The sequence below is a fragment of the Pseudolabrys sp. FHR47 genome (genome assembly GCF_005153485.1).
GTDB lineage: Bacteria > Pseudomonadota > Alphaproteobacteria > Rhizobiales > Xanthobacteraceae > Pseudolabrys.
Genome location: NZ_CP039740.1, coordinates 1,050,676 through 1,069,865, shown reverse-complemented (window position 1 = coordinate 1,069,865; position 19,190 = coordinate 1,050,676). Strand labels below are relative to the sequence as shown.

The following is a 19,190-nucleotide window of genomic DNA, read 5'->3' as shown; positions in this document are numbered from 1 at the left end:
TGGGAGTTTGCGCCAATGACCGAGCGCATCCGTGAGTTTCTGCGCGACCGCCGCGAGCGCGGCATCGACGAAGGCCCCGTCCTGGTCGTCGACCTCGACGTGGTCAAGGACAACTACAACGCCTTCGCCAAGGCGCTGCCGGACACGCGCGTGTTCTACGCCGTGAAGGCGAACCCGGCGCCGGAAGTGCTCGCGCTTCTGGCCAAGCTCGGCTCGTGCTTCGACACCGCCTCGGTCCAGGAGATCGAGATGGCGCTCGCGGCCGGTGCCACGCCGGATCGCATCTCGTTCGGCAACACGATCAAGAAGGAACGTGACGTCGCGCGCGCCTACGCGCTCGGCATCCGTCTCTTCGCGGTCGACTGCCAGGCCGAGGTCGAGAAGGTAGCGCGCGCCGCCCCCGGCTCGAAGGTCTTCTGCCGCATCCTGTCGGACTGCGCCGGCGCCGAATGGCCGCTGTCGCGCAAGTTCGGCTGCGAGCCCGGAATGGCCGTCGATGTCCTGGAGCACGCGCTCCGCAACGGCCTCGAGCCCTACGGCGTGTCGTTCCATGTCGGTTCGCAGCAGCGCAACCAGCATGCCTGGGACCGTGCGCTCGCTTCGGCGGCGTCGGTGTTCAAGGAGTGCGGCGAGCGCGGCATCAACCTGTCGATGGTCAACCTGGGCGGCGGCTTCCCGACCAAGTACCTGAAGAACGTGCCGACGGTGAAGACCTATGGCAACGCCATCTTCAAGGCGCTTCGGAAGCACTTCGGCAACCGCATCCCGGAAACGATCATCGAGCCGGGCCGCGGCATGGTCGGCAACGCCGGCATGATCGAGACCGAAGTCGTTCTCGTCTCCAAGAAGAGCGAGGAAGACGACGTGCGCTGGGTGTACCTCGACATCGGCAAGTTCGGCGGTCTCGCCGAGACGATGGACGAATCGATCCGCTACGCGATCAAGACCCCGCGTGACGGCGACATCCTGGCCCCGTGCGTGCTCGCCGGTCCGACCTGCGACTCGGCCGACGTGCTGTACGAAAAGCAGCCCTACCCGCTCCCGGTCAGCCTGGAGATCGGTGACAAGCTGCTGATCGAAGGCACCGGCGCGTACACGTCGACCTACTCGGCGGTGGCGTTCAACGGCTTCCCGCCGTTGAAGACGATCCACATCTGATCGCTCCGCGATCTGAGCGTTAAGGGAGGCGGTTCTCCGCCTCCCCCTTTCCTCCGAACTTGAACTGACGGCGCTCATCGCGCGCGTGCACGCACGCGCCTTGAGCGGGGAAGGAGTACGACCATGATCCAGATTCGCCACGAACGGCTCGCCGATTTCGACGCGCGCGAGGCGCTGCTCGACGCTTCGTTCGGCGAGACCCGCTATCGCAAGTCGTCCGAACGCCTGCGCGAAGACCGCCTGCCGGCCGAAGGCCTGTCCTTCATCGCCGCGGAAGGCCGCCGCGTGATCGGTACCGCGCGCCTGTGGGACGTCTCGATCGGCAACGGACGCCGGGCGCTGCTGCTCGGCCCGGTGGCCGTGGCGGAGGACTGCCGGAGCAAGGGCCTCGGCGGCGCCATGGTGCGCCGCGCGATCCAGACGGCGCGCAAGCTCGGCCATGACGCCATCGTGCTGGTCGGTGACCCGGAATACTACAACCGCTTCGGCTTCTCCGGCGAGAAGACCGGTGCGTTGTGGATGCCCGGCCCGTTCGAACGCCGCCGCCTGCTCGGCCGCGAGCTGACTGCCGGCGCGCTCGACGACGCCCGCGGCATGATCGCGCCGGCCGGCCGTTTGGCCCCGACGCCGGACCTCCACGAACTCGTGGCGCAGGATGCCCGCGCCAACGGTCTTCGTGGTGCGCGTCCGCGCGCCGCGTAAACCTCGGCAGACCTGACGATGGGACGCTCCGCCACAGCGGGGCGTCCCTTCCGTTTGTCACACAGGGCGGCTATCACGACCTGATTATCTGGAGGAAATTAGAAATGACCGATTGGCCCGTCTACGCCACGATCACCGGACCCATAGTGATGGTCGGCTTCGGCTCGATCGGCAAAGGCACGCTGCCGATGATCGAGCGCCACCTCAAATACGACAAGTCGCGCATGGTCGTTCTCGACCCCAAGGACGAGGGCCGCAAGGCGCTCTGCGAGAAGCACGGCGTCAAGTTCATCCAGAAGGGCCTGACCCGCGACAATTACCGCGAGATCCTGACGCCGCTGCTGACCGCGGGCGGCGGCCAGGGCTTCTGCGTCAATTTGTCGGTCGACACCGGCTCGGTCGACATCATGGAGCTGTGCAACGAACTGGGCGCGCTCTACATCGACACGGTCAACGAGCCGTGGCTCGGCTTCTACTTCGACAAGTCGAAGGGCGCGGCGGCGCGTTCGAACTATGCGCTGCGCGAGGCAACGCTCGCCGCCAAGAAGGCGCGCAAGCCGGGCTCGACCACGGCCGTGTCGTGCTGCGGCGCCAATCCCGGCATGGTGTCGTTCTTCGTCAAGCAGGCGTTGCTCAACGTCGCGGCGGACCTGAAGCTCAACGTGCCCGAACCGAAGACCAAGGGCGAATGGGCGGACCTGATGCGTCATGCGGGCGTCAAGGGCATCCATATCGCCGAACGCGACACCCAGCGCTGCAACAAGCCGAAGCCGCCGGAAGTATTCGTCAACACCTGGTCGGTCGAGGGCTTCCTGTCGGAAGGCATGCAGCCGGCCGAACTCGGATGGGGCACGCACGAGAAGTGGATGCCGGCGAACGCGCATACGCATGAGACGGGATCGCAGGCCGCCATCTATCTGATGCAGCCCGGCGCCAACACGCGCGTGCGCACCTGGTGCCCGACGCGCGGCGCGCAATACGGCTTCCTGGTGACGCACAACGAGTCGATCTCGATCTCGGATTATTTCACGGTGCGCGATCAAACGGGCAAGGCCGTTTACCGGCCGACCTGCCACTACGCCTATCACCCGGCGGACGACGCGGTGCTGTCACTGCATGAGCTGTTCGGCTCGGGCAAGATGCAGGAGAAGCACCACATCCTCGAGGAAGACGAGATCGTCGACGGCATCGACGAGCTTGGCGTGCTGCTCTACGGCCACGGCAAGAATGCCTACTGGTTCGGCTCGCAGCTCTCCATCGAGGAGACGCGCGAACTGGCGCCGTATCAGAACGCCACCGCGCTACAGGTCACGTCGGCGGTGATCGGCGGCATGGTCTGGGCGCTGGAGCACCCGAACGAGGGCATCGTCGAAGCCGACGAGATGGACTTCCATCGTTTGCTGGAAATCCAGTTGCCTTATCTCGGCCCGGTGAAGGGCTATTACACCGAGTGGACGCCGCTGACCGGCCGCCCCGGGCTGTTCCCCGAGGACATCGACACGTCCGACCCGTGGCAATTCAAGAACGTGCTGGTGGGGTAAGGAAATAAAAAGGGCGGCCTGCGGGCCGCCTTTTTTTGTAGCCCGGATGAGCGCAGCGAAATCCGGGCTACAAGAATTTACAGCGTCAACACCCTTGCGTCGCCCTGCTCGGTACCAAAGGCCAGCACCTGGCCGCTTTGATCCCACGACAAGGCGCTGATCGGCTGGCCGTCAGCCTCGCGCGCGAGGATGAGCGCGCCGTCCTCGAGACGCACCAGCAGCACCGTGCCGTCGGCGAATCCCGCCGCGGTGACCGGCTGCTTCGGATGGCAAGCCACGCGGGTACAGCGTGACGGCGACGGCGCGAACATGGTCGGCTGCTTGCCCATCGGGCCGTCCTTGCCATCGAACGGCCAAAGAATGAGCTGCTCGGAGCCGGAGGTCGCCAGCAAGCCGCCGTCATGCGACCACGACAGCGAGCGCACGCGCGCCGAATAGCCGGACATGCGCATGTGCTTGGAGTCGACAAGCCGCCAGCCGTGCAAGGTCGGCTCCTGCATCTGGGTGATGAGGAAGCGGCCGTCGGGACTCAGCGTGACGCCGAGATGCGAGCCCTTCCATTCCAAGGTCTCGGGCTTGGCGCCCGCGGCATTGGGAAACCAGAGCGTCACGCCATTGTAGTGCGCGACGGCAACGCGAAAGCCCTTGGGAAAGAAAGCGAGGCCTCCGACCGTCGACGTCGCCTGTATTTCGCGGACCTCACCCTTGCTGGTGCGGACGCGCGCGATCTTGCCGGTGGACCACGCCACCGCGCCATCGGGGCCGAGCGCGACCTGATCGATCCAGCGCTTGCGCTCGTCGGTGGCGAGCGTCTCGGTGTTGCCGTCCTTGTCAGTGGCGACGAGCTTGCCGTCGTCGCCACCGGTGACGATGCGCAGCGGGCCGGCGGCGCTCGCCAGGATGCCGCCGTCATGCACCATAACGCGCGTGCGCTTCTCGGCCGGCGCAAACAGCAGCGCCTCCTCGCCGAGCACGAAGACCGGCGTCTGGCGCAGGAAATGCACGCCGACAATCGCCTGGCCTTCGGCTTCGGAAACGATGCGCGCGCGGTCGGCGAGCGTGAGCATGGTGGAGGTTGGGTCGGTCATGAGTGTCGCGCCGCTTGCGCCCTTCACCCTCCCCTGGAGGGGGAGGGTCGACGCGCGAAGCGCGTCGGGGTGGGGTGGTGATATTTGACAGCTTCAATTGAGAAGGTCACCCCCTCCCGGTTCGCTAACGCGAACCGACCTCCCCCCTCCAGGGGGAGGTGAAGAGAGGGTGCGGCAACTCATCAAGCTACGCAGCTCTCAAAACCCTTGCGGATCTTCTCTTCCGGCAGATGGCGGCCGATGAAGACGGCGCGGCTGATGCGCTCCTCGCTGTCCTTCCATTTGCGCTGGTGATCGCCGTCCAGGATCATGTGCACGCCCTGGAAGACGAAACGCTCGTTGTCGTCCTTGAACGACAGGATGCCCTTGCAGCGCAGGATGTCCTTGCCGTCGGTCTGCACCAGTTCCTGAATCCACGGGAAGAACTTGTCCGGGTTGAGCGGCTTGTCCGACGACACTGAAATGCTCTGCATTTCCTCGTCGTGATAGTGCTTCAGGCCGTGATGATGGTGGTGATGGCCGTGATCGTGGTCATGATCATGGTGATGATGATCGTGGTCATGATCGTCGGCTTCGAGGAAGGCCGGCTCGATCTCGAGAATGCGGTCGAGATCGAAGGCGTTGCGGCCGAGCACGTCCTTGATGGCGACCTTGGCGCGTTCGGTGCGATGCAAGGTGGCGTAAGGATTGATGCCGCGGATGCGCGCCTCGACTTCGTCGAGTTCGGCGGGCGTGACAAGATCGGCCTTGTTGAGCACGATCACGTCCGCAAAGGCGATCTGGTTCTTGGCCTCCGGCGCATCCTTAAGGCGATCTTTGAGCCATTTGGCGTCGGCGACCGTGACGACGGCATCGAGCTTGGTCTTGGCGCCGACATTCTCGTCCATGAAGAAGGTCTGGGCGACCGGGGCCGGATCGGCGAGCCCGGTGGTCTCGACGATGATGGCGTCGAACTTGCCCTTGCGGCGCATCAGGCCATCGATGATGCGGACGAGGTCGCCGCGCACCGTGCAGCAGATGCAGCCATTGTTCATCTCGAACACTTCCTCGTCGGCGTCCACGACGAGGTCGTTGTCGATGCCGATCTCGCCGAATTCGTTGACGATGACGGCGAACTTCTGGCCGTGCGGCTCGGTCAGGATGCGGTTGAGCAGTGTGGTCTTGCCGGCGCCGAGATAGCCGGTGAGCACGGTGACGGGGATCTTGCCGGCCGGATCGGCCGCGGAATTGGCGTCGGTCATGAGAAATGGGCTCCCTTGCCGCGCACATATAAGGGCTCGCAGCGGGAGGTGCAAAAGCGCTCTTTTCGCGCTCCGAAACGCAAAAGGCCGCCCGAAGGCGGCCTTTCCGTCCGTCGAATGGAAAAAATCTTAGCGGCAGCGCACGTAGTGACGGCGGCCGTAACGGTCGTGATAGTAGCAGCGGCCCGGACGGGTCGCGTCCGCGATGATCGCGCCGGCCGCAGCACCGATCAGACCACCGGCAACCGCGCCGCCAGCCGACCTGCTGGCGAGACCGCCAATCAGCGCGCCAGTGCCGCCGCCGATCAGGGCGCCACCCGCCATACGATCCTGCCGCGCGGTTTCACAACCGCCGAGTGCGAGGGCCAAGGCACCCACCACCAACACCTTCTTGAGCATGTTCATTCTCCCGGGATGTCGAATTGACGTAAGACGCGAAACAGGCCGTCAGATTGAGTTCGCAATATGGCCCGCCCCGGTAATGCCCGAAAGCGCGCTTGGGTTCCGGCGGCCCTGCGCCGAACGGACGTGTTACCGCTGACCGATTAACGATTCTGCCGGACGATCATGAAATTGGAGTGGTATCGAGCCACCCGCGGCTACCACCGGAGTAAAAAGCGCCCGAGCAACGCGCCGGCGAGGGTCACGCCACCGATTGCGATCGGATACCAGACGGCGACGAAGAGCGGCGAATCATCGGGGCAATGGGTGGCATAGAGGACGGCCGCGAGGCCGCTGGCGGCGAGACCGGCCACCGCCCCCGCGACAGTGCTCGAGGCCGGCGCGCCGCGCCTGAGAACAACCATGAACGCCGCCAGCAGCGGCAGTGACATTAGCGGGATCGCGGTCAGGCAGACCCGCGAATTGGTGCCCACCAGCCGGACGAGCCACTGGCTCGAGGGGACGGTGAGCAGCTCGGCGACAACCGCGACCGCCAACAATACCGGAGCCGCCGCAAGCGCGGCGACACGCCAGCCCGGCGCCGGCACGGGTCGGCCAACCTGCAAGACAAGAGCGAAAGCCGTCGTCGCCAGCAGGATCACCTCGACGATCTTGATGTCGAAGCGCACCGTGCCAAGCGCTCCGGCGATATCGGCGCGTGGGGCGAGCACCAACAGAAATCCGGCTGCCGACAGGACAAGTCCCGAGCCGAGTGCCCAAGCGAATTGCCTGCCGAGCGGCGGTGCTGCCGCTGCGCGATCGGCCACCAGGGCCTGAACCAGATCGTCCGTCCGCATCTCAGTTCTGTCCCAGTTGTTTCGCCAGCGCCGCCAGACCGCGATGCAACGCGACCCGGACCGCACCCGCCGTCATGCTCAAGCGCTCTGCCGCTTCGCCGATCGAACGGCCTTCGACCGCGATCGCCTGCACCACACTGCGCTGCCCGGTCGGCAGACGCTCCAAGTGGCGCGCAACCTCGCCCGGCGACGCAGACGGCTCAGGCTCCTCGGCCGCCAGCGTCTCGGAGAATTCGTCGATCGACAGATCGAATTTTCCGGTGCGCCGGCGCAACGCATCGACGACCTTGTAACGGGCGATCGCATGCACCCAGGGCTCGATCGGGCGTTCGCTGTCCCATGTATGCCGCTTCAGATGCACGGCAAGCAGAACCTCCTGAACCACGTCTTCCACGTCAGCGGCCGAGCGTCCCGCACGCAGCAGATTGCGCCTGATCGGCGCGCGCAACGCCGCGGCGATCGCGCGCAGCAGGCGCTCGTAGGCCTCCGCATCGCCGCCATTGGCGGCGCGCATCAGGTCTGACCAACCGGCGTCGCTCAAGCCCGCTCCTTAATCTTCATTCGTATGATTTGGGTCTTTGTTACGCGCTTCATTGCAAAAAATAGCATTCGTGGCGAGGCAACACAAAAACGTGAGCGGTGTAACGCGGACGGCCTCCACCGCGAAAGACCGAATGTGAGCCGGGAGAGACCCGCGCCACATCGGTAAACGCCTCACGAGGAAGGATCATCCTATGACGAAGACTGCCATCGCCGCCACGACGCTCGCCGGTTCGCTGGCCGCCGCTTTTACCATGATCTCGGTCGCTTCGGCCGGGCCGGCGCCTGTCCAGGCAAACGCCGACAAGTGCTACGGCGTCGCGCTCGCCGGCAAGAACGACTGTGCGGCCGGCCCCGGCACCACCTGCGCCGGCACCTCCAAGGTCGACTATCAGGGCAATGCCTGGAAGTACGTCGCCAAGGGCACCTGCACCACGATGAAGACGCCGAAGGGCATGGGCTCTCTGACCGCCATCAAGAGCTGATCTCTCACTCTCGGGAGGCGCGATCCCCGCGCGCCTCCCCCCTCTCTTATCATTCCGCGAGCCCGAGCATGCCCATCGCATCCTGCCTTCCCGCCGCCGCCGGCGTCGGTTTCAAGCCGCAGCATCTGGCCGACATTCTCGCCGGCGAGGCACCGATCGGATTCATCGAAATTCACGCCGAGAACTATATGGGCGACGGCGGCCCACCGCATGCGCAACTGAACGCTCTGCGCGAGCACTTTGCGCTGTCGGTGCATGGCGTCGGCCTGTCGATCGGCGGCGCCGGTCCGCTCGACCGCGCACATCTCACCCGGCTCAAGACCTTGTGCGACCGGCATCACCCAAAGAGCTTCTCTGAGCATCTCGCGTGGTCGTCGCACGGCGAATTCTTCTACAACGACCTGCTACCGCTGCCCTATACCAAAGAGACGCTGGCGCGGGTCTGCGAGCATATCGACACAGTGCAGAGCGTGCTCGGCCGCGAGATGCTGCTGGAAAATCCGTCGACCTACGTCACCTTCGTCGACAGCACGATCCCGGAAACCGAATTCCTAGATGAAGTGGCGCGGCGCACCGGCTGCGGTCTGCTGCTCGACGTCAACAACGTCTTTGTCAGCGCCACCAATCACGGCACCGACCCGGCGGCCTATCTCGCCACGTTTCCGCTGGCGCGCGTCAAAGAGATTCATCTCGGCGGCCACGACGCGCAGAGCGACGACGCTGGCGCGCCGCTGCTGATCGACGCCCACGGCACGCCCGTCGCCGATCCAGTCTGGTCGCTCTATGAGGCGGTCATCGCCCGCACCGGGCCGGTCGCCACCTTGATCGAATGGGACAACGACGTGCCGGCCTGGCCGGTGCTCGCCAATGAGGCGCGCGCGGCGGCCCGCATTCTCGAACGTGCCGTGGCACAGGAGGCCGCATAATGAGCGCATTCCAGACCCAGGACCAGTTTGCCGGCGCGCTGCTCGATTCGGAGCGTCTCGTGCCGCGGTCTGTTTCGTCACATACGGCCCGCACACCGCAGAAGCGCTTCGCGGTCTATCGCAACAATGTCATTGTCGGTTTGAGCGAAGCCCTGCGCACGCAGTTTCCGGCGACGGAAAGAATCGTCGGCACAGAGTTCTTCATGGGCCTGGCGCGCGTCTATGTTTCCAGCGAGCCGCCGCGCTCGCCCGTCATGATGAATTACGGCGAGCGCTTTCCCGCATTCATCGAGCGGTTCGGGCCGGCGGCGGAAATCCCGTATCTTGCCGACGTGGCGCGGCTCGAATTCGCGCGCACGCAGGCCTATCACGCCGCCGACGCCGCGCCGCTCGATGCCGCGGCGTGGCAGGGCGTCGATACGGATAGGCTGGGCGAACTCCGCGTCGTGCTGCATCCGTCGCTCCGTATTGTGCGTTCAGCATTTCCGGTAGTGACGATCTGGTCGATGAATTCCGGCAACATGGAGCCGGCTTCGATCGAGGATTACGGGCCGGAGGATGCGATTATCGCACGGCCGCGCGGCGACGTCGAAATACGTCAGCTTCCGCGAGGCGGTGCGGCGTTTCTCGAGGCGCTCGCCTCCGGCATGCCGCTCGGTGAAGCAGCCACTGCCGCAACCAACGCAGACGCCGCTTTCGATCTTGCCGTCAATCTCGCCGGACTGATCGGCACCGAATTGGCAATCAGACTTGTTATTCCTTCGTCCATGAAAGACACCGCATCATGAGCCAGACATTGACGACAACGTCGACACCCATGCCGGCCGCGCTGGTGAAGCGCGCCATCTCTTTGATGGAAGCCATCCCGTACTGGTTTGTGGCGCTGATCACACGGATCGCAATCGCCGGCGTGTTCTGGCAGTCCGGGCAGACGAAGGTGGATGGTTTCCGATTATCGGAAAGCGCCATCGAGCTGTTCCGCAGCGAATATCGTCTGCCGCTGATCGACCCGGTGCCGGCGGCCTATCTCGCGGCCATCGCCGAACATCTGTTTCCGGTACTGCTGGTCTTCGGCCTCGCCACGCGCTTCTCGGCGCTGGCGCTGCTCGGCATGACTTTGGTGATCGAGATTTTCGTCTATCCGGACGCCTGGCCGACCCACGGCACCTGGGCGGCCTGCTTCCTGCTGCTGATGACACGCGGGCCGGGACCGGTGTCACTCGACCACCTCGTCGCCAAACGGTGCGGCTGACGGATGCGCGACCGGCGCCGCGATCGCGGCGCCGCAAGCCGGCTCAGATCACCTTGACCGTCGCGCCGATCGGCACGCGCTCATAAAGGTCGAGGATGTCCTGGTTGAACAAGCGGATGCATCCGCTCGACACCGCCGTACCGATCGTCTCCGGCTCGATGGTGCCGTGGAGACGGAAATAGGTGTCCTTGCCGCCGCGGTAGAGATAAAGCGCGCGCGGACCGAGCGGGTTTTCGGGACCGCCCGGCATGCCGCCGGCATAGGCACGGTAGCGCGGAATCGCCGACATCATGGATTCGGTCGGCGTCCAGTGCGGCCACTTCTCCTTGCGGCCGATCACGGCGGTGCCGCGGAAGTTGGCGCCCTCGCTGCGGCCGACACCGACGCCGTAGCGGATCGCCCGGCCACCGCCCTGCACCAGGTAAAGCCGGCGCTGGCCGATATTGACCACCACAGTGCCCGGCTTCTCATTGCCCGTCCAAGCGACCTCGGTCCGCATCAGGCTCGGGTCGACATTCTCGACCGCGGAAATGGCATGGCCACCATCGCTGACATAGCCGTAATTGGCGGTCATGCAGCCGGCCGCGAACAAGGGCAGGCCCAGGGTAAACGCGCGACGGGACAGACGAACGGCGGATTCGGTCGTGATTTTCGGGCGATTCATGGGGCACTCTGATGATTTGCGCGCATATTGCTGAGCATCGCCCAGCCATGCAACACGCCGGCGACGAAACCCACACCGGTGTGTCCTCAGGGCGACAGCCGGCTACGGCGTAATCCCTGCGGTTTCTGCATGAACGGGCCAGGGCCTGGCGCGTGCGGCCCTTTACCACGCCGCTTAACCACCAGATGAGACTACGGAACGCGGCGCCATGGCCCCTTGGTAGTCTGCCGCCAGCCCGACAGATTAGTGATGCCGTTTGTCCGGGCCAGAGGCAGCCGGGTGGTCTAACATCCGGCTGCCTCGCTAGACTCCGACTCGGCCCCGCCCCTCGCCCTCGGCGCCGCACCGCCAAAGTTTAGCGGCCGCTTTTCAGGTTTGTTCACTCTTGAAGCCTAGGCTCAATCAGCCACGGGCACCGCCCGGGCGCGTCTTCGTTATCCTTGAGGCCGTCATGTCGTTAGCCGCTGTTGAGAATTTCCTGCAGAACGCGCGAGCCCAGATCTCGCAGCGGGACATCAACGAGAGCTATCTGCGGGCCCTCACCGAGATGACCCGCGAGATCAAGCGGTTGGAAGACGAAATCCGCCGGGTGCAGCGCGACGTCCGCGTGGGCCGCCGTTTCGGTTGATTTGCTCGCAATTCCGGACGGAAAACCGGCTTCCACTTTTCCTGTAATTGCTCGCTAGCGCTTGCGCAGCTCGTAGCGCCCTTCCGCGACAATCTGAACGAGATCGCAGCCACAATCATTGGCGAAGGCGCGCAAGGCCGCGCGTGAGAACGGGTCCGGCTCGCCGGGTGGAAATAGGCCTGCAAATTGCTCGTAGGGCAGGTCGAAGATGTGCCCGGCCGGCATCTCGGCCAGATAGCTTGCCAGCACGTCCCGGTTCAGCGTCGCCATGATTTCGATCCAATTGGCCCGGCCGTCGCTCCCGGCGCGGGGTCGTGATAGCGCCCCTTAAGGCCCTGATCAAAGAGGTAAAAGCGAGCAAGACAGCAACTTGAGCGCAAAGCTGGAGAAGCGGGCTTGTCAGAGGAAATGTTATAATATTACAGTCCGGCAACCGTCCTCCACCCCTGAAGAGGTTGCCATGCGCGCCCGCTCCATCGTTCATTTCGCGGCCTTTGTCGCGCTTCTCGCCCTGCCCTTTGCGTCCGCCCAGGCCCAGACCGCCGGCGGCCCCCTCAAGGTCCTGGCCGCCGAAAATTTCTACGGCGGCATCGCCGCCCAGATCGGCGGCGCCCACGTCTCCGTCTCGAACATCATCGCCAATCCTGACCAGGACCCGCATTCCTTCGAGGCCACGCCCGGCCAGGTGCGCCAGGTCGCCGACGCCAAGATCGTGATCTTCAACGGCGGGCACTATGACGAGTGGATGGAGAAGCTGCTGAAGGCCTCGCCGCGCAAGGACCGCATCACCGTCGAAGCCGCCAGGGTCGTGAAGGCCAAGCACGGCGGCAACCCGCATCTGTGGTACGCGCCCGCGACCATGCCGGCGGTGGCCAAGGCCATCGCCGCCGCGCTCACCAAGGCCGATGCCGCCCACGCCGCCGACTACGGCGCCAACCTCGACAAGGTGCTCGCCGACCTCGAGCGCATCACCCAGCGCGTCGCCCAGCTCCGCGACAAGCACAAGGGCAAGCCGGTGACCGCCACCGAGCCGGTGTTCGGCCTGATGGCGGAGGTGCTTGGCCTGACCATGCGCAACGAGAAATTCCAGATGGCGCTGATGAACGAATCCGAGCCGAGCGCCCGCGACATCGCCGCCTTCGAGACCGACCTGAAAACCCGAAAGGTGAAGGTGCTGCTCTACAATTCGCAGGTCTCGGAGAAGCTGGCACAGCGTCTGGTCGATATCGCCAAGGAGGCCAAAATCCCCGTGGTCGGTGTCACCGAGACCCAGCCGGCAGACAAGTCCTTCGTCGACTGGATGCTGAGCCAGCTCGACGCCCTCGACAAGGCACTGGATACGCAGAATTCGTGATACTCTTCTTGTCATGGCCGGGCTTGTCCCGGCCATCCACGTCTTCCTAAAAACTTGGAAGAAAGTCGTGGATGCCCGGCACAAGGCCGGGCATGACGGATGAGAAGCCTTGCCAATGACCACCAACGCCATCATCGAACTCGACCACGCCACTATCGCGATTGGTGGCCGCGCGGTGCTGCGTGACGTGAGCTTCGCGATCGCGCCGGGCGAATTCATCGGCGTGCTCGGCCCCAACGGCGCCGGCAAGACGACGTTGATGCGTTCGATCCTCGGGTTGCTTCCACCAAGCGCAGGATCGCTCCGGGTGTTCGGCGCACTTCCGAAGCGCGGCAATCCCGCCATCGGCTACCTGCCGCAACTGCGCACCGTGCTGCCCGATTTGCGCGTGCGCGGTCTCGATTACATCGCCAGCTCGCTCCACGGCGAGCGCTGGGGCCTGCCTTCGCTGAAAGCTGCCGACCGGCACGCCATCGAAGACACACTCCACGCCGTCGGTGCGCAGGACCTGGCGCGCCGGCCGCTATCCGATATGTCGGGCGGCGAACGGCAACGGTTGCTGCTGGCGCAGGCGCTGATGGGCCATCCGAAGCTGCTGCTGCTCGACGAACCGCTGATCAGCCTCGACGCCCGGCATCAGGAAGTCGTCATCGACGTGGTGCGCCGGATCGCCCGCGAGCGCGGCATCACGGTTTTATTCTCGGCGCATGAACTCAACCAGTTGCTCGGCGCCATCGACAAGGTGCTCTATCTCGGCAACGGCCATGCGGCGCTCGGCACGGTGGATGAGGTCGTCACGGCGCCGGTGCTGTCGCGGCTCTACGACACCGAGATCGAGGTCGTGCGCGCCGCCGGGCATATCTTCGTGATGTCGCGCGGCCGTGATGTCGAGCGCGACGCGCATATGCATGACCACGATCATGGGCATGATCACGGGCATGGCCACGACCACCACGGACATCAGCACTAGGGCAGCGGCACCGTGTTCCAATACGACTTCGTCATCAACGCCTTCATCGCCGCCGGCATGGTCGCCGTGGTGTCGGGCGTGACCGGTTACTTCCTGGTGCTGCGCGGGCAGACCTTCGCCGGTCACGCGCTGTCGCATATCGGCTTTGCCGGCGCGACCGGCGCCGGGCTGATCGGCCTGTCACCGCTCGCCGGGCTGGTCGGCTTCACGCTGATCGCCGGCGTGATCATGGGGCTGATGAGCGAGCGGCTGGCCAACCGCGACGTCGCCATCGGCGTGGTGCTGTCGCTGTCGCTCGGCTTCGGCATCCTGTTTCTATATTACTACACCTCGTTCGCGACCCAGGCGACGGCGCTGCTGTTCGGCAATGTGCTCGCCGTCGACTTGCCGATGATAAAGGCGCTGGCCGCGCTCGGCGTTGCGACGCTGCTCCTGCTCGCGCTCATCATGCGGCCGCTGATCTTCGCCACGCTTCAGCCGGAACTTGCCGAGGCCAAGGGCGTGCCGCTGCGTTTCATCTCGACCGTATTTCTCGCTTTGGTCGCGCTCGCGGTCGCCGCCTGCGCGCAGATCGTCGGCGTGCTGATGGTGTTCACGCTGATGGTAGGCCCGGCGGCGGCGGCGCAGCGCCTGGTCAACGGACTGTGGAGCGGGCTAGCGCTGGCCGCGCTGCTGGCGCTCGCCGAGGCCTGGCTCGGCATTGTCATCGCCTATCACACGGACTGGCCGGTCAGCTTCTGCATCGCGCTGCTGAGCGCGCTCGTTTATTTCGCCGCCATAATGAAGCCCGCCGCATCGAGCCATGAGCATTGATTGCATCGCGGCCCAGGGACTAGACTGACGGCGCCGGCTCGCCTCCAGATTTAAATCATGCCATCACCCCTGTCCGTTGTCTTCGCCGCCAGCGATGCCGGCTTGTGGCGCATTGACCGCATCACACCGGTCATCGGCGATACTCTGCCGGCGGCCTCCTGTCTGTCGGTTCATGAGAACGGCGCAGCGCCCATGGCGGCGGCGTGGTCGCTGCGCGGCACGACAAGCAACACACGGTATACGACCCGCGCCGAAACCGGAGCGTTGGCGTCCCGGCAGGAAGGCCTAGGCCGTCCGGCCGCGACATTGGCCGCGTTGATCCCGATCCGTAAGACCGAAGCGTGGTGGGCACTGGCGCAGGACGAACGGCGGCACATCTTTGAGGAAAGCTCGCGTCATATCGCCATCGGGCTCGAGTATCTCCCCGGCATCGCCCGGCGTCTGCATCACTGCCGCGAATTCGCCGAACCGTTCGATTTTCTCACCTGGTTCGAATACGGCCCGCAGGATGCGGGCGCCTTCGAAGATCTTGTCGCGCGTCTGCGCGCCACGGAAGAGTGGCACTATGTCGATCGCGAGGTCGATATCCGGCTGTCGCGAAGCGCATAAAAAAACGGCCCCGCCGAAGCAGGGCCGTTGAACCGCGTGTGCCTAAATCCGGCAACCCTTACATCTTGGCGCCTTTTTCCTTGAAGTACTTCACGGCGCCCGGATGCCACGGGATCGGCGAGTAGTCCTTGACCTGGTTCTCGACGCTGAAGTTCTTCGCTTCGCCGTGGACGGCGACGAGATCGGCCTTCTTATCGATAACGGTCTTCACGATGTCATAGGCCATCTGGTCGGGCATATTGGCGTTGGCGACCAGGATGTTCCACACCACCGTATTGACGTTGTCGGTGGTCTGACCGGGATAGGTTCCGGCCTTGATCGTGCTCGACGCGTACAGATTGCCGTACTTCTCGTTCATCTTCTTGGCGAGATCGCCGTGATCGACCAGCTTGAGCTTTACGCCGGGCGTGGCGCCGAGGTCGGTCACCGCTGCCGTCGGAAGACCACCGACCCAGAAGAAGGCATCGATCTTCTTGTCCTTGATCGCGTTCACCGACTCGGCAACGCCGAGACGCTCACGCGTCATATCCTTGTCCTTGTCGAGACCGGCGGCCTCGATGACGCGGAAGGCCATGACCTCGGTCGCGCTGCCGCCCGAACCGGTCGACACGCGCTTGCCTTTAAGATCAGCCATGGTGTTGATGCCGGTCCCTTCGATGGTCACGACATGCATCTGGTTCGGATAGAGCACCATCAAGGTGCGCACCGGAACCGGGCTGCCGCTGAACTTGCCCTTGCCTTTTTCAGCATCGAGCGCCGCGTCCACCATCGAGAAACCGAGTTCGCTGCGGCCGGCTCCGATCAGCTTGAGATTGTCAACCGAACCGCCGGTGACTTCGGCGGTTGCCTGCAGGCCCGGGATCGACTTGGAGAGAACATTGGCGAGGCCACCGCCCATCGGGTAATAAACGCCACCGGTACCACCGGTGCCGATCGAAATGGTCTTTTGCTGCGCCTGGGCGCCGCCGAAAATCACCGCGACCGCGGCGGCTGCGCCCAGCGCGATGCTTAGTGCACGCTTCATCTTATTTTCCTCCACTCTTTGTTATCAGCCGGCAGCCTGCGCTTGCGCGGGCAACGGCCGTTTCCACTGCCATAGCAGCAAACTCACTCCCAAGATTAGCCCGAACGGGGCGGGATAGGGAATATCCCTGCCGGTCAGCAATTCGGCGAGCGCCTCGAGCAGGCTCGGGAAAACCAGCAGCAGGCCGGATAAAACGAACAGGAACTGCTCAATCCGCGTGGTGCGACGAATGGCCCAGCCTTGCGCCGCGGCGGCAAGCGCCGCGAGGCCGGCGGCCGTGACAAACGTGATCCAGAAAATGTCGGTCACCGAACCGCCCTTGGGAATTTTCATGAGCAGCCCCAGACCCTGCGGATCGAGCACGAAGACGAAGGGTACCAGGAAGGCCGGCAGCGTGTATTTCCACGCCTGCAAGGTCGTCTTGTAGGGATCGCCGCCGGTGATCGCGGCCGCGGCGAAGGGCGACAGCGCGGTCGGCGGCGAGACCTCCGAGAGCACGGCGTAATAGAAGATGAACATGTGCGCGGCGAAGTCCGGCACGCCGAGTTTGGTCAAAGCCGGTGCGGCGATGACCGCGCAAATGATGTAGGAGGCGGTGACGGGCACCGCGAGGCCGATGATCCAGACGACAAGGCCGGTATAGATCGCAGTGAGCAGCAGACTGCCGCCAGCCATGTCGATGACGATCGACGAGAACTTCAGCCCGAGACCTGTCAGCGTCACGACGCCGACGATGATGCCGGCGGAAGCACAAGTGGTCGCCGCGCCGAGCACGCCGATGGCGCCTTCGGAGAAGGCCGCGGTCAGTTTCTTCGATTCCGGCATGACGCGCTGCCCGACCGGGAACAGGCCGACGACAGCGGTCACCACCATCGCAATGAGGACCAGAAGCGGAAAGTAGGATTCGAAGACCTTGATGACGGCGATGCCCGACAGACCGGGGATGAGCGCGCCCGCGATCGCCACGATGCCGATCGCCAACAGCGGGATCAGCACGCGTCGCGGACCGAGCGCGGTTTCCGGCGCCAGCCCGCTCATCACAAAGGCCAGCAAGGTCGACAGGAACACCGACAGCATCGGCGAGTAGCCGACTATCATGAAAACGATGACGGCGATCAGCGAGACGAAGTGGAAGCCGTAGCGCCGCACCATCTGGCCCAGCGGCATTTCGGTCTTGAAGACGACTTCACGGGCGCCGAAGCGGAATGCGTCGAGTTCGACCATGAACAGCAGCGACAGGTAATAGAGGCAGGTCGGGATCACCGCCATCCAGATGACGTCGAGATAGCTGATCTTGAGAAATTCGGCGATCAGGAAGGCGGCGGCGCCGAGCACCGGCGGCGAGATGATAGCACCGAGACCGCCGGCGGCGAGCAGGCCGCCCGCGGCATTCGCCTTGAAGCCGGCCTTCTTCAGCATCGGCCAGGCGACCGTGCCGATCATCACCGTGGTGGCGACGCCCGAACCGGACGGTCCTCCGAGCAAGAACGAGGAGGCCACCACCGAGCGGCCGGCGCTCGACGGCTTGTTGCCCATGACGGCGAGCGAGAAATCGATGAAGAACTTGCCCGCACCGGAATGCAGCAGGATGGCGCCGTAGATCGTGAACATCACGATCAGGGTCGCCGACACATCGAGCGCGACGCCGAAGATGCCTTCGAGCGTGATGAACATGTGACCGACCAGGCGCGCAACGTCGTAGCTGCGGTGGGTCCATGGCGGCGGCAGATATTCGCCGAACAGCGCATAGGCGAGAAAAAGAATGCTGACGACCGGCATGATCGGCCCGGCCGTGCGGCGCGAGGCTTCCAGAACGAGCACGATCAGCGCCACACCGAGGACGACGTCCCACTGGTTCGGCACCGCAGCGCGATCGGTGAAGTCGTCGCCACCCATAAGCGCGTAGGCCATGATGCCGATGGCGAGGAGACCGGCCAGAACATCGAACCATTCGATGCGGTTGCGGAAGCGTGCGCTCAGCGGGAACAGCAGGAAGGTAAGGACCAGAACGAAAGCAAGATGGGTGTAGCGCAGCGGCTGCGTCGGCACGATCTCGTAGGCCGCGTAAAGATGAAACACGGTCATCGCCACGGCGATGGCCGTGACGGCGATAGCAACCCAGCCGGTCAGCCGGTTCCCGGCGCCCTCTTCCTGCTGGACATATTCTTCCGCCTTGCGCAGCGCTTCGGCCGAAATCTCGTCCTCGGCAGCAATGACAGCCTTCTGGTCGGCGCTCATCTTTCCCCCACAATTCTCGCGTCTTTTCGAACGGCCGGCCGGAACTTTGCGCCCCTTGCCGGGATCGTCTGCCCCGAACCGCCCATATCACGTTTGGCCAACGGGCAAAACCTCCGCCACGTTGCGCCGCAAAATGAAAAGGGCGCTGCCTTTAATTTCGGCAGCGCCCGAAGTTCGATCTCAGATGATATTGTATCTGCGGATCAGACCAGCACGTCGTTGTCGATGCCGGCCGGCGCGCCCGCATATTGCTGCGGCATGAGGTCGAGCGGCTCAGCCACCGGGGCCAGCGGCGCGAAATCGCGGTTGCCGGCAACCTCGTTGGCGCTCGGCGCGTCGACCGGACGATCGAGGCGGCGCGAGGAGCCTTCGAACACAACGTTCGGCTCGATGCTGAGCGACTTGTTGTAGACCTCGCCCTCAATCCGGGCGTTGCCCTGGAGCTTCACGGTGTTGCCGTGGACGGTGCCCTTGAAAAAGCCCTGCACGATGACGTCGAGCGCGGTGACGTTGCCCTCGACATAGGCCCCCTCGCCGATGATGAGATGCGCGGCGCGAATGTCGCCGAGCACGCGGCCGAACACCTGAATGGCGCCGGCGCAAGTGACATTGCCGGTCACCAGCATGCCGGGACCGAAGGTGGTGACGATATCGGGCTGCATCTTCGGCGTGGAACCCGGACGGGCCTCAACGGCGGCATAATCCTTGGACATGAAGCT

General features: G+C 64.5%; 22 protein-coding genes. 12 read left to right on the top strand and 10 right to left on the bottom strand.

Annotated elements, in window-relative coordinates:
• The first annotated feature begins 15 nt into the window (after positions 1-15).
• The 3 genes from E8Q40_RS05280 to E8Q40_RS05270 all read left to right on the top strand — a co-directional run bounded on the left by E8Q40_RS05280 (position 16) and on the right by E8Q40_RS05270 (position 3,401).
• On the top strand, positions 16-1,158 hold the full coding sequence (locus E8Q40_RS05280) for a type III PLP-dependent enzyme (RefSeq protein ID WP_137043392.1): 1,143 nt from the start codon (positions 16-18) through the stop codon (positions 1,156-1,158).
• A 123-nt stretch (positions 1,159-1,281) separates the two neighbouring features.
• On the top strand, positions 1,282-1,860 hold the full coding sequence (locus tag E8Q40_RS05275) for a GNAT family N-acetyltransferase (RefSeq protein WP_137043391.1): 579 nt from the start codon (positions 1,282-1,284) through the stop codon (positions 1,858-1,860).
• A gap of 104 nt (positions 1,861-1,964) precedes the next feature.
• Positions 1,965-3,401 carry a homospermidine synthase gene (locus tag E8Q40_RS05270; RefSeq protein WP_137043390.1) on the top strand — a complete coding sequence of 479 codons (1,437 nt, stop codon included), beginning with the start codon at positions 1,965-1,967 and terminating at the stop codon, positions 3,399-3,401.
• Positions 3,402-3,478: 77 nt separating this feature from the next.
• Here E8Q40_RS05270 and E8Q40_RS05265 read toward each other — a convergent pair whose 3' ends face one another.
• From E8Q40_RS05265 to E8Q40_RS05245, 5 genes are all read right to left on the bottom strand, one after another.
• Positions 3,479-4,489 (bottom strand): WD40 repeat domain-containing protein, encoded by a 1,011-nt coding sequence (locus E8Q40_RS05265; protein WP_137043389.1) that lies wholly within the window; start codon positions 4,487-4,489, stop codon positions 3,479-3,481.
• A gap of 182 nt (positions 4,490-4,671) precedes the next feature.
• Complete coding sequence (locus E8Q40_RS05260) at positions 4,672-5,730, bottom strand: GTP-binding protein (RefSeq protein ID WP_137043388.1); 1,059 nt, start codon at positions 5,728-5,730, stop codon at positions 4,672-4,674.
• Between the two features lie 129 nt (positions 5,731-5,859).
• On the bottom strand, positions 5,860-6,129 hold the full coding sequence (locus E8Q40_RS05255) for a bacteriocin (RefSeq protein WP_137043387.1): 270 nt from the start codon (positions 6,127-6,129) through the stop codon (positions 5,860-5,862).
• 200 nt (positions 6,130-6,329) lie between these two features.
• On the bottom strand, positions 6,330-6,968 hold the full coding sequence (locus E8Q40_RS05250) for an NrsF family protein (RefSeq protein ID WP_137043386.1): 639 nt from the start codon (positions 6,966-6,968) through the stop codon (positions 6,330-6,332).
• A 1-nt stretch (position 6,969) separates the two neighbouring features.
• Complete coding sequence (locus E8Q40_RS05245) at positions 6,970-7,482, bottom strand: sigma-70 family RNA polymerase sigma factor (protein WP_137046596.1); 513 nt, start codon at positions 7,480-7,482, stop codon at positions 6,970-6,972.
• Positions 7,483-7,702: 220 nt separating this feature from the next.
• Here E8Q40_RS05245 and E8Q40_RS05240 point away from each other — a divergent pair, with 220 nt between their 5' ends.
• From E8Q40_RS05240 to E8Q40_RS05225, 4 genes are all read left to right on the top strand, one after another.
• Complete coding sequence (locus E8Q40_RS05240; RefSeq protein ID WP_137043385.1) at positions 7,703-7,993, top strand: DUF2282 domain-containing protein; 291 nt, start codon at positions 7,703-7,705, stop codon at positions 7,991-7,993.
• Positions 7,994-8,061: 68 nt separating this feature from the next.
• A complete protein-coding gene (locus E8Q40_RS05235) occupies positions 8,062-8,919 on the top strand; it encodes a DUF692 domain-containing protein (protein ID WP_137043384.1) in 858 nt (285 codons plus the stop codon).
• On the top strand, positions 8,919-9,707 hold the full coding sequence (locus E8Q40_RS05230; RefSeq protein ID WP_137043383.1) for a DUF2063 domain-containing protein: 789 nt from the start codon (positions 8,919-8,921) through the stop codon (positions 9,705-9,707). The genes E8Q40_RS05235 and E8Q40_RS05230 overlap by 1 nt, the downstream gene beginning before the upstream one ends.
• On the top strand, positions 9,704-10,171 hold the full coding sequence (locus tag E8Q40_RS05225) for a DoxX family protein (RefSeq protein ID WP_137043382.1): 468 nt from the start codon (positions 9,704-9,706) through the stop codon (positions 10,169-10,171). Before E8Q40_RS05230 ends, E8Q40_RS05225 begins: the two co-directional genes overlap by 4 nt.
• Before the next feature lie 43 nt (positions 10,172-10,214).
• Here the strand turns inward: E8Q40_RS05225 and E8Q40_RS05220 are convergent, their stop codons facing one another.
• Positions 10,215-10,835: a L,D-transpeptidase gene (locus E8Q40_RS05220; RefSeq protein WP_137043381.1), complete on the bottom strand. Its 621-nt coding sequence runs from the start codon at positions 10,833-10,835 to the stop codon at positions 10,215-10,217.
• Positions 10,836-11,286: 451 nt separating this feature from the next.
• Between E8Q40_RS05220 and E8Q40_RS21895 the strand changes: the two genes are divergently transcribed.
• Positions 11,287-11,463 carry a hypothetical protein gene (locus E8Q40_RS21895; RefSeq protein ID WP_168197740.1) on the top strand — a complete coding sequence of 59 codons (177 nt, stop codon included), beginning with the start codon at positions 11,287-11,289 and terminating at the stop codon, positions 11,461-11,463.
• A gap of 54 nt (positions 11,464-11,517) precedes the next feature.
• On the opposite strand, the gene E8Q40_RS05215 is transcribed toward E8Q40_RS21895, so the two are convergent.
• Positions 11,518-11,733: a hypothetical protein gene (locus E8Q40_RS05215; RefSeq protein ID WP_137043380.1), complete on the bottom strand. Its 216-nt coding sequence runs from the start codon at positions 11,731-11,733 to the stop codon at positions 11,518-11,520.
• Between the two features lie 190 nt (positions 11,734-11,923).
• Between E8Q40_RS05215 and E8Q40_RS05210 the strand changes: the two genes are divergently transcribed.
• The 4 genes from E8Q40_RS05210 to E8Q40_RS05195 all read left to right on the top strand — a co-directional run bounded on the left by E8Q40_RS05210 (position 11,924) and on the right by E8Q40_RS05195 (position 15,209).
• The gene (locus E8Q40_RS05210) at positions 11,924-12,817 is read left to right on the top strand and encodes a metal ABC transporter solute-binding protein, Zn/Mn family (RefSeq protein WP_137043379.1); all 894 of its coding nucleotides are present in this window, start codon (positions 11,924-11,926) and stop codon (positions 12,815-12,817) included.
• A 115-nt stretch (positions 12,818-12,932) separates the two neighbouring features.
• Positions 12,933-13,787: a metal ABC transporter ATP-binding protein gene (locus tag E8Q40_RS05205; protein ID WP_137043378.1), complete on the top strand. Its 855-nt coding sequence runs from the start codon at positions 12,933-12,935 to the stop codon at positions 13,785-13,787.
• 12 nt (positions 13,788-13,799) lie between these two features.
• On the top strand, positions 13,800-14,600 hold the full coding sequence (locus E8Q40_RS05200; RefSeq protein ID WP_137043377.1) for a metal ABC transporter permease: 801 nt from the start codon (positions 13,800-13,802) through the stop codon (positions 14,598-14,600).
• A 57-nt stretch (positions 14,601-14,657) separates the two neighbouring features.
• On the top strand, positions 14,658-15,209 hold the full coding sequence (locus tag E8Q40_RS05195) for a chlorite dismutase family protein (RefSeq protein WP_137043376.1): 552 nt from the start codon (positions 14,658-14,660) through the stop codon (positions 15,207-15,209).
• Between the two features lie 58 nt (positions 15,210-15,267).
• On the opposite strand, the gene E8Q40_RS05190 is transcribed toward E8Q40_RS05195, so the two are convergent.
• The 3 genes from E8Q40_RS05190 to E8Q40_RS05180 all read right to left on the bottom strand — a co-directional run bounded on the left by E8Q40_RS05190 (position 15,268) and on the right by E8Q40_RS05180 (position 19,184).
• Positions 15,268-16,233 carry a TAXI family TRAP transporter solute-binding subunit gene (locus tag E8Q40_RS05190; RefSeq protein WP_137043375.1) on the bottom strand — a complete coding sequence of 322 codons (966 nt, stop codon included), beginning with the start codon at positions 16,231-16,233 and terminating at the stop codon, positions 15,268-15,270.
• Between the two features lie 24 nt (positions 16,234-16,257).
• The gene (locus E8Q40_RS05185) at positions 16,258-18,471 is read right to left on the bottom strand and encodes a TRAP transporter fused permease subunit (protein WP_137043374.1); all 2,214 of its coding nucleotides are present in this window, start codon (positions 18,469-18,471) and stop codon (positions 16,258-16,260) included.
• A 203-nt stretch (positions 18,472-18,674) separates the two neighbouring features.
• Positions 18,675-19,184, bottom strand: coding sequence for a polymer-forming cytoskeletal protein (locus E8Q40_RS05180; RefSeq protein ID WP_246663076.1), 510 nt, complete (start codon positions 19,182-19,184; stop codon positions 18,675-18,677).
• Between the last annotated feature and the right edge of the window lie 6 nt (positions 19,185-19,190).

Coding starts and splice junctions, on each gene's coding strand:
- E8Q40_RS05280 (WP_137043392.1), top strand. CDS start 16: ATGACCGAGCGCATCCGTGAGTTTCTGCGCGACCGCCGCGAGCGCGGC.
- E8Q40_RS05275 (WP_137043391.1), top strand. CDS start 1,282: ATGATCCAGATTCGCCACGAACGGCTCGCCGATTTCGACGCGCGCGAG.
- E8Q40_RS05270 (WP_137043390.1), top strand. CDS start 1,965: ATGACCGATTGGCCCGTCTACGCCACGATCACCGGACCCATAGTGATG.
- E8Q40_RS05265 (WP_137043389.1), bottom strand. CDS start 4,489: ATGACCGACCCAACCTCCACCATGCTCACGCTCGCCGACCGCGCGCGC.
- E8Q40_RS05260 (WP_137043388.1), bottom strand. CDS start 5,730: ATGACCGACGCCAATTCCGCGGCCGATCCGGCCGGCAAGATCCCCGTC.
- E8Q40_RS05255 (WP_137043387.1), bottom strand. CDS start 6,129: ATGCTCAAGAAGGTGTTGGTGGTGGGTGCCTTGGCCCTCGCACTCGGC.
- E8Q40_RS05250 (WP_137043386.1), bottom strand. CDS start 6,968: ATGCGGACGGACGATCTGGTTCAGGCCCTGGTGGCCGATCGCGCAGCG.
- E8Q40_RS05245 (WP_137046596.1), bottom strand. CDS start 7,482: ATGCGCGCCGCCAATGGCGGCGATGCGGAGGCCTACGAGCGCCTGCTG.
- E8Q40_RS05240 (WP_137043385.1), top strand. CDS start 7,703: ATGACGAAGACTGCCATCGCCGCCACGACGCTCGCCGGTTCGCTGGCC.
- E8Q40_RS05235 (WP_137043384.1), top strand. CDS start 8,062: ATGCCCATCGCATCCTGCCTTCCCGCCGCCGCCGGCGTCGGTTTCAAG.
- E8Q40_RS05230 (WP_137043383.1), top strand. CDS start 8,919: ATGAGCGCATTCCAGACCCAGGACCAGTTTGCCGGCGCGCTGCTCGAT.
- E8Q40_RS05225 (WP_137043382.1), top strand. CDS start 9,704: ATGAGCCAGACATTGACGACAACGTCGACACCCATGCCGGCCGCGCTG.
- E8Q40_RS05220 (WP_137043381.1), bottom strand. CDS start 10,835: ATGAATCGCCCGAAAATCACGACCGAATCCGCCGTTCGTCTGTCCCGT.
- E8Q40_RS21895 (WP_168197740.1), top strand. CDS start 11,287: ATGTCGTTAGCCGCTGTTGAGAATTTCCTGCAGAACGCGCGAGCCCAG.
- E8Q40_RS05215 (WP_137043380.1), bottom strand. CDS start 11,733: ATGGCGACGCTGAACCGGGACGTGCTGGCAAGCTATCTGGCCGAGATG.
- E8Q40_RS05210 (WP_137043379.1), top strand. CDS start 11,924: ATGCGCGCCCGCTCCATCGTTCATTTCGCGGCCTTTGTCGCGCTTCTC.
- E8Q40_RS05205 (WP_137043378.1), top strand. CDS start 12,933: ATGACCACCAACGCCATCATCGAACTCGACCACGCCACTATCGCGATT.
- E8Q40_RS05195 (WP_137043376.1), top strand. CDS start 14,658: ATGCCATCACCCCTGTCCGTTGTCTTCGCCGCCAGCGATGCCGGCTTG.
- E8Q40_RS05190 (WP_137043375.1), bottom strand. CDS start 16,233: ATGAAGCGTGCACTAAGCATCGCGCTGGGCGCAGCCGCCGCGGTCGCG.
- E8Q40_RS05185 (WP_137043374.1), bottom strand. CDS start 18,471: ATGAGCGCCGACCAGAAGGCTGTCATTGCTGCCGAGGACGAGATTTCG.
- E8Q40_RS05180 (WP_246663076.1), bottom strand. CDS start 19,184: ATGTCCAAGGATTATGCCGCCGTTGAGGCCCGTCCGGGTTCCACGCCG.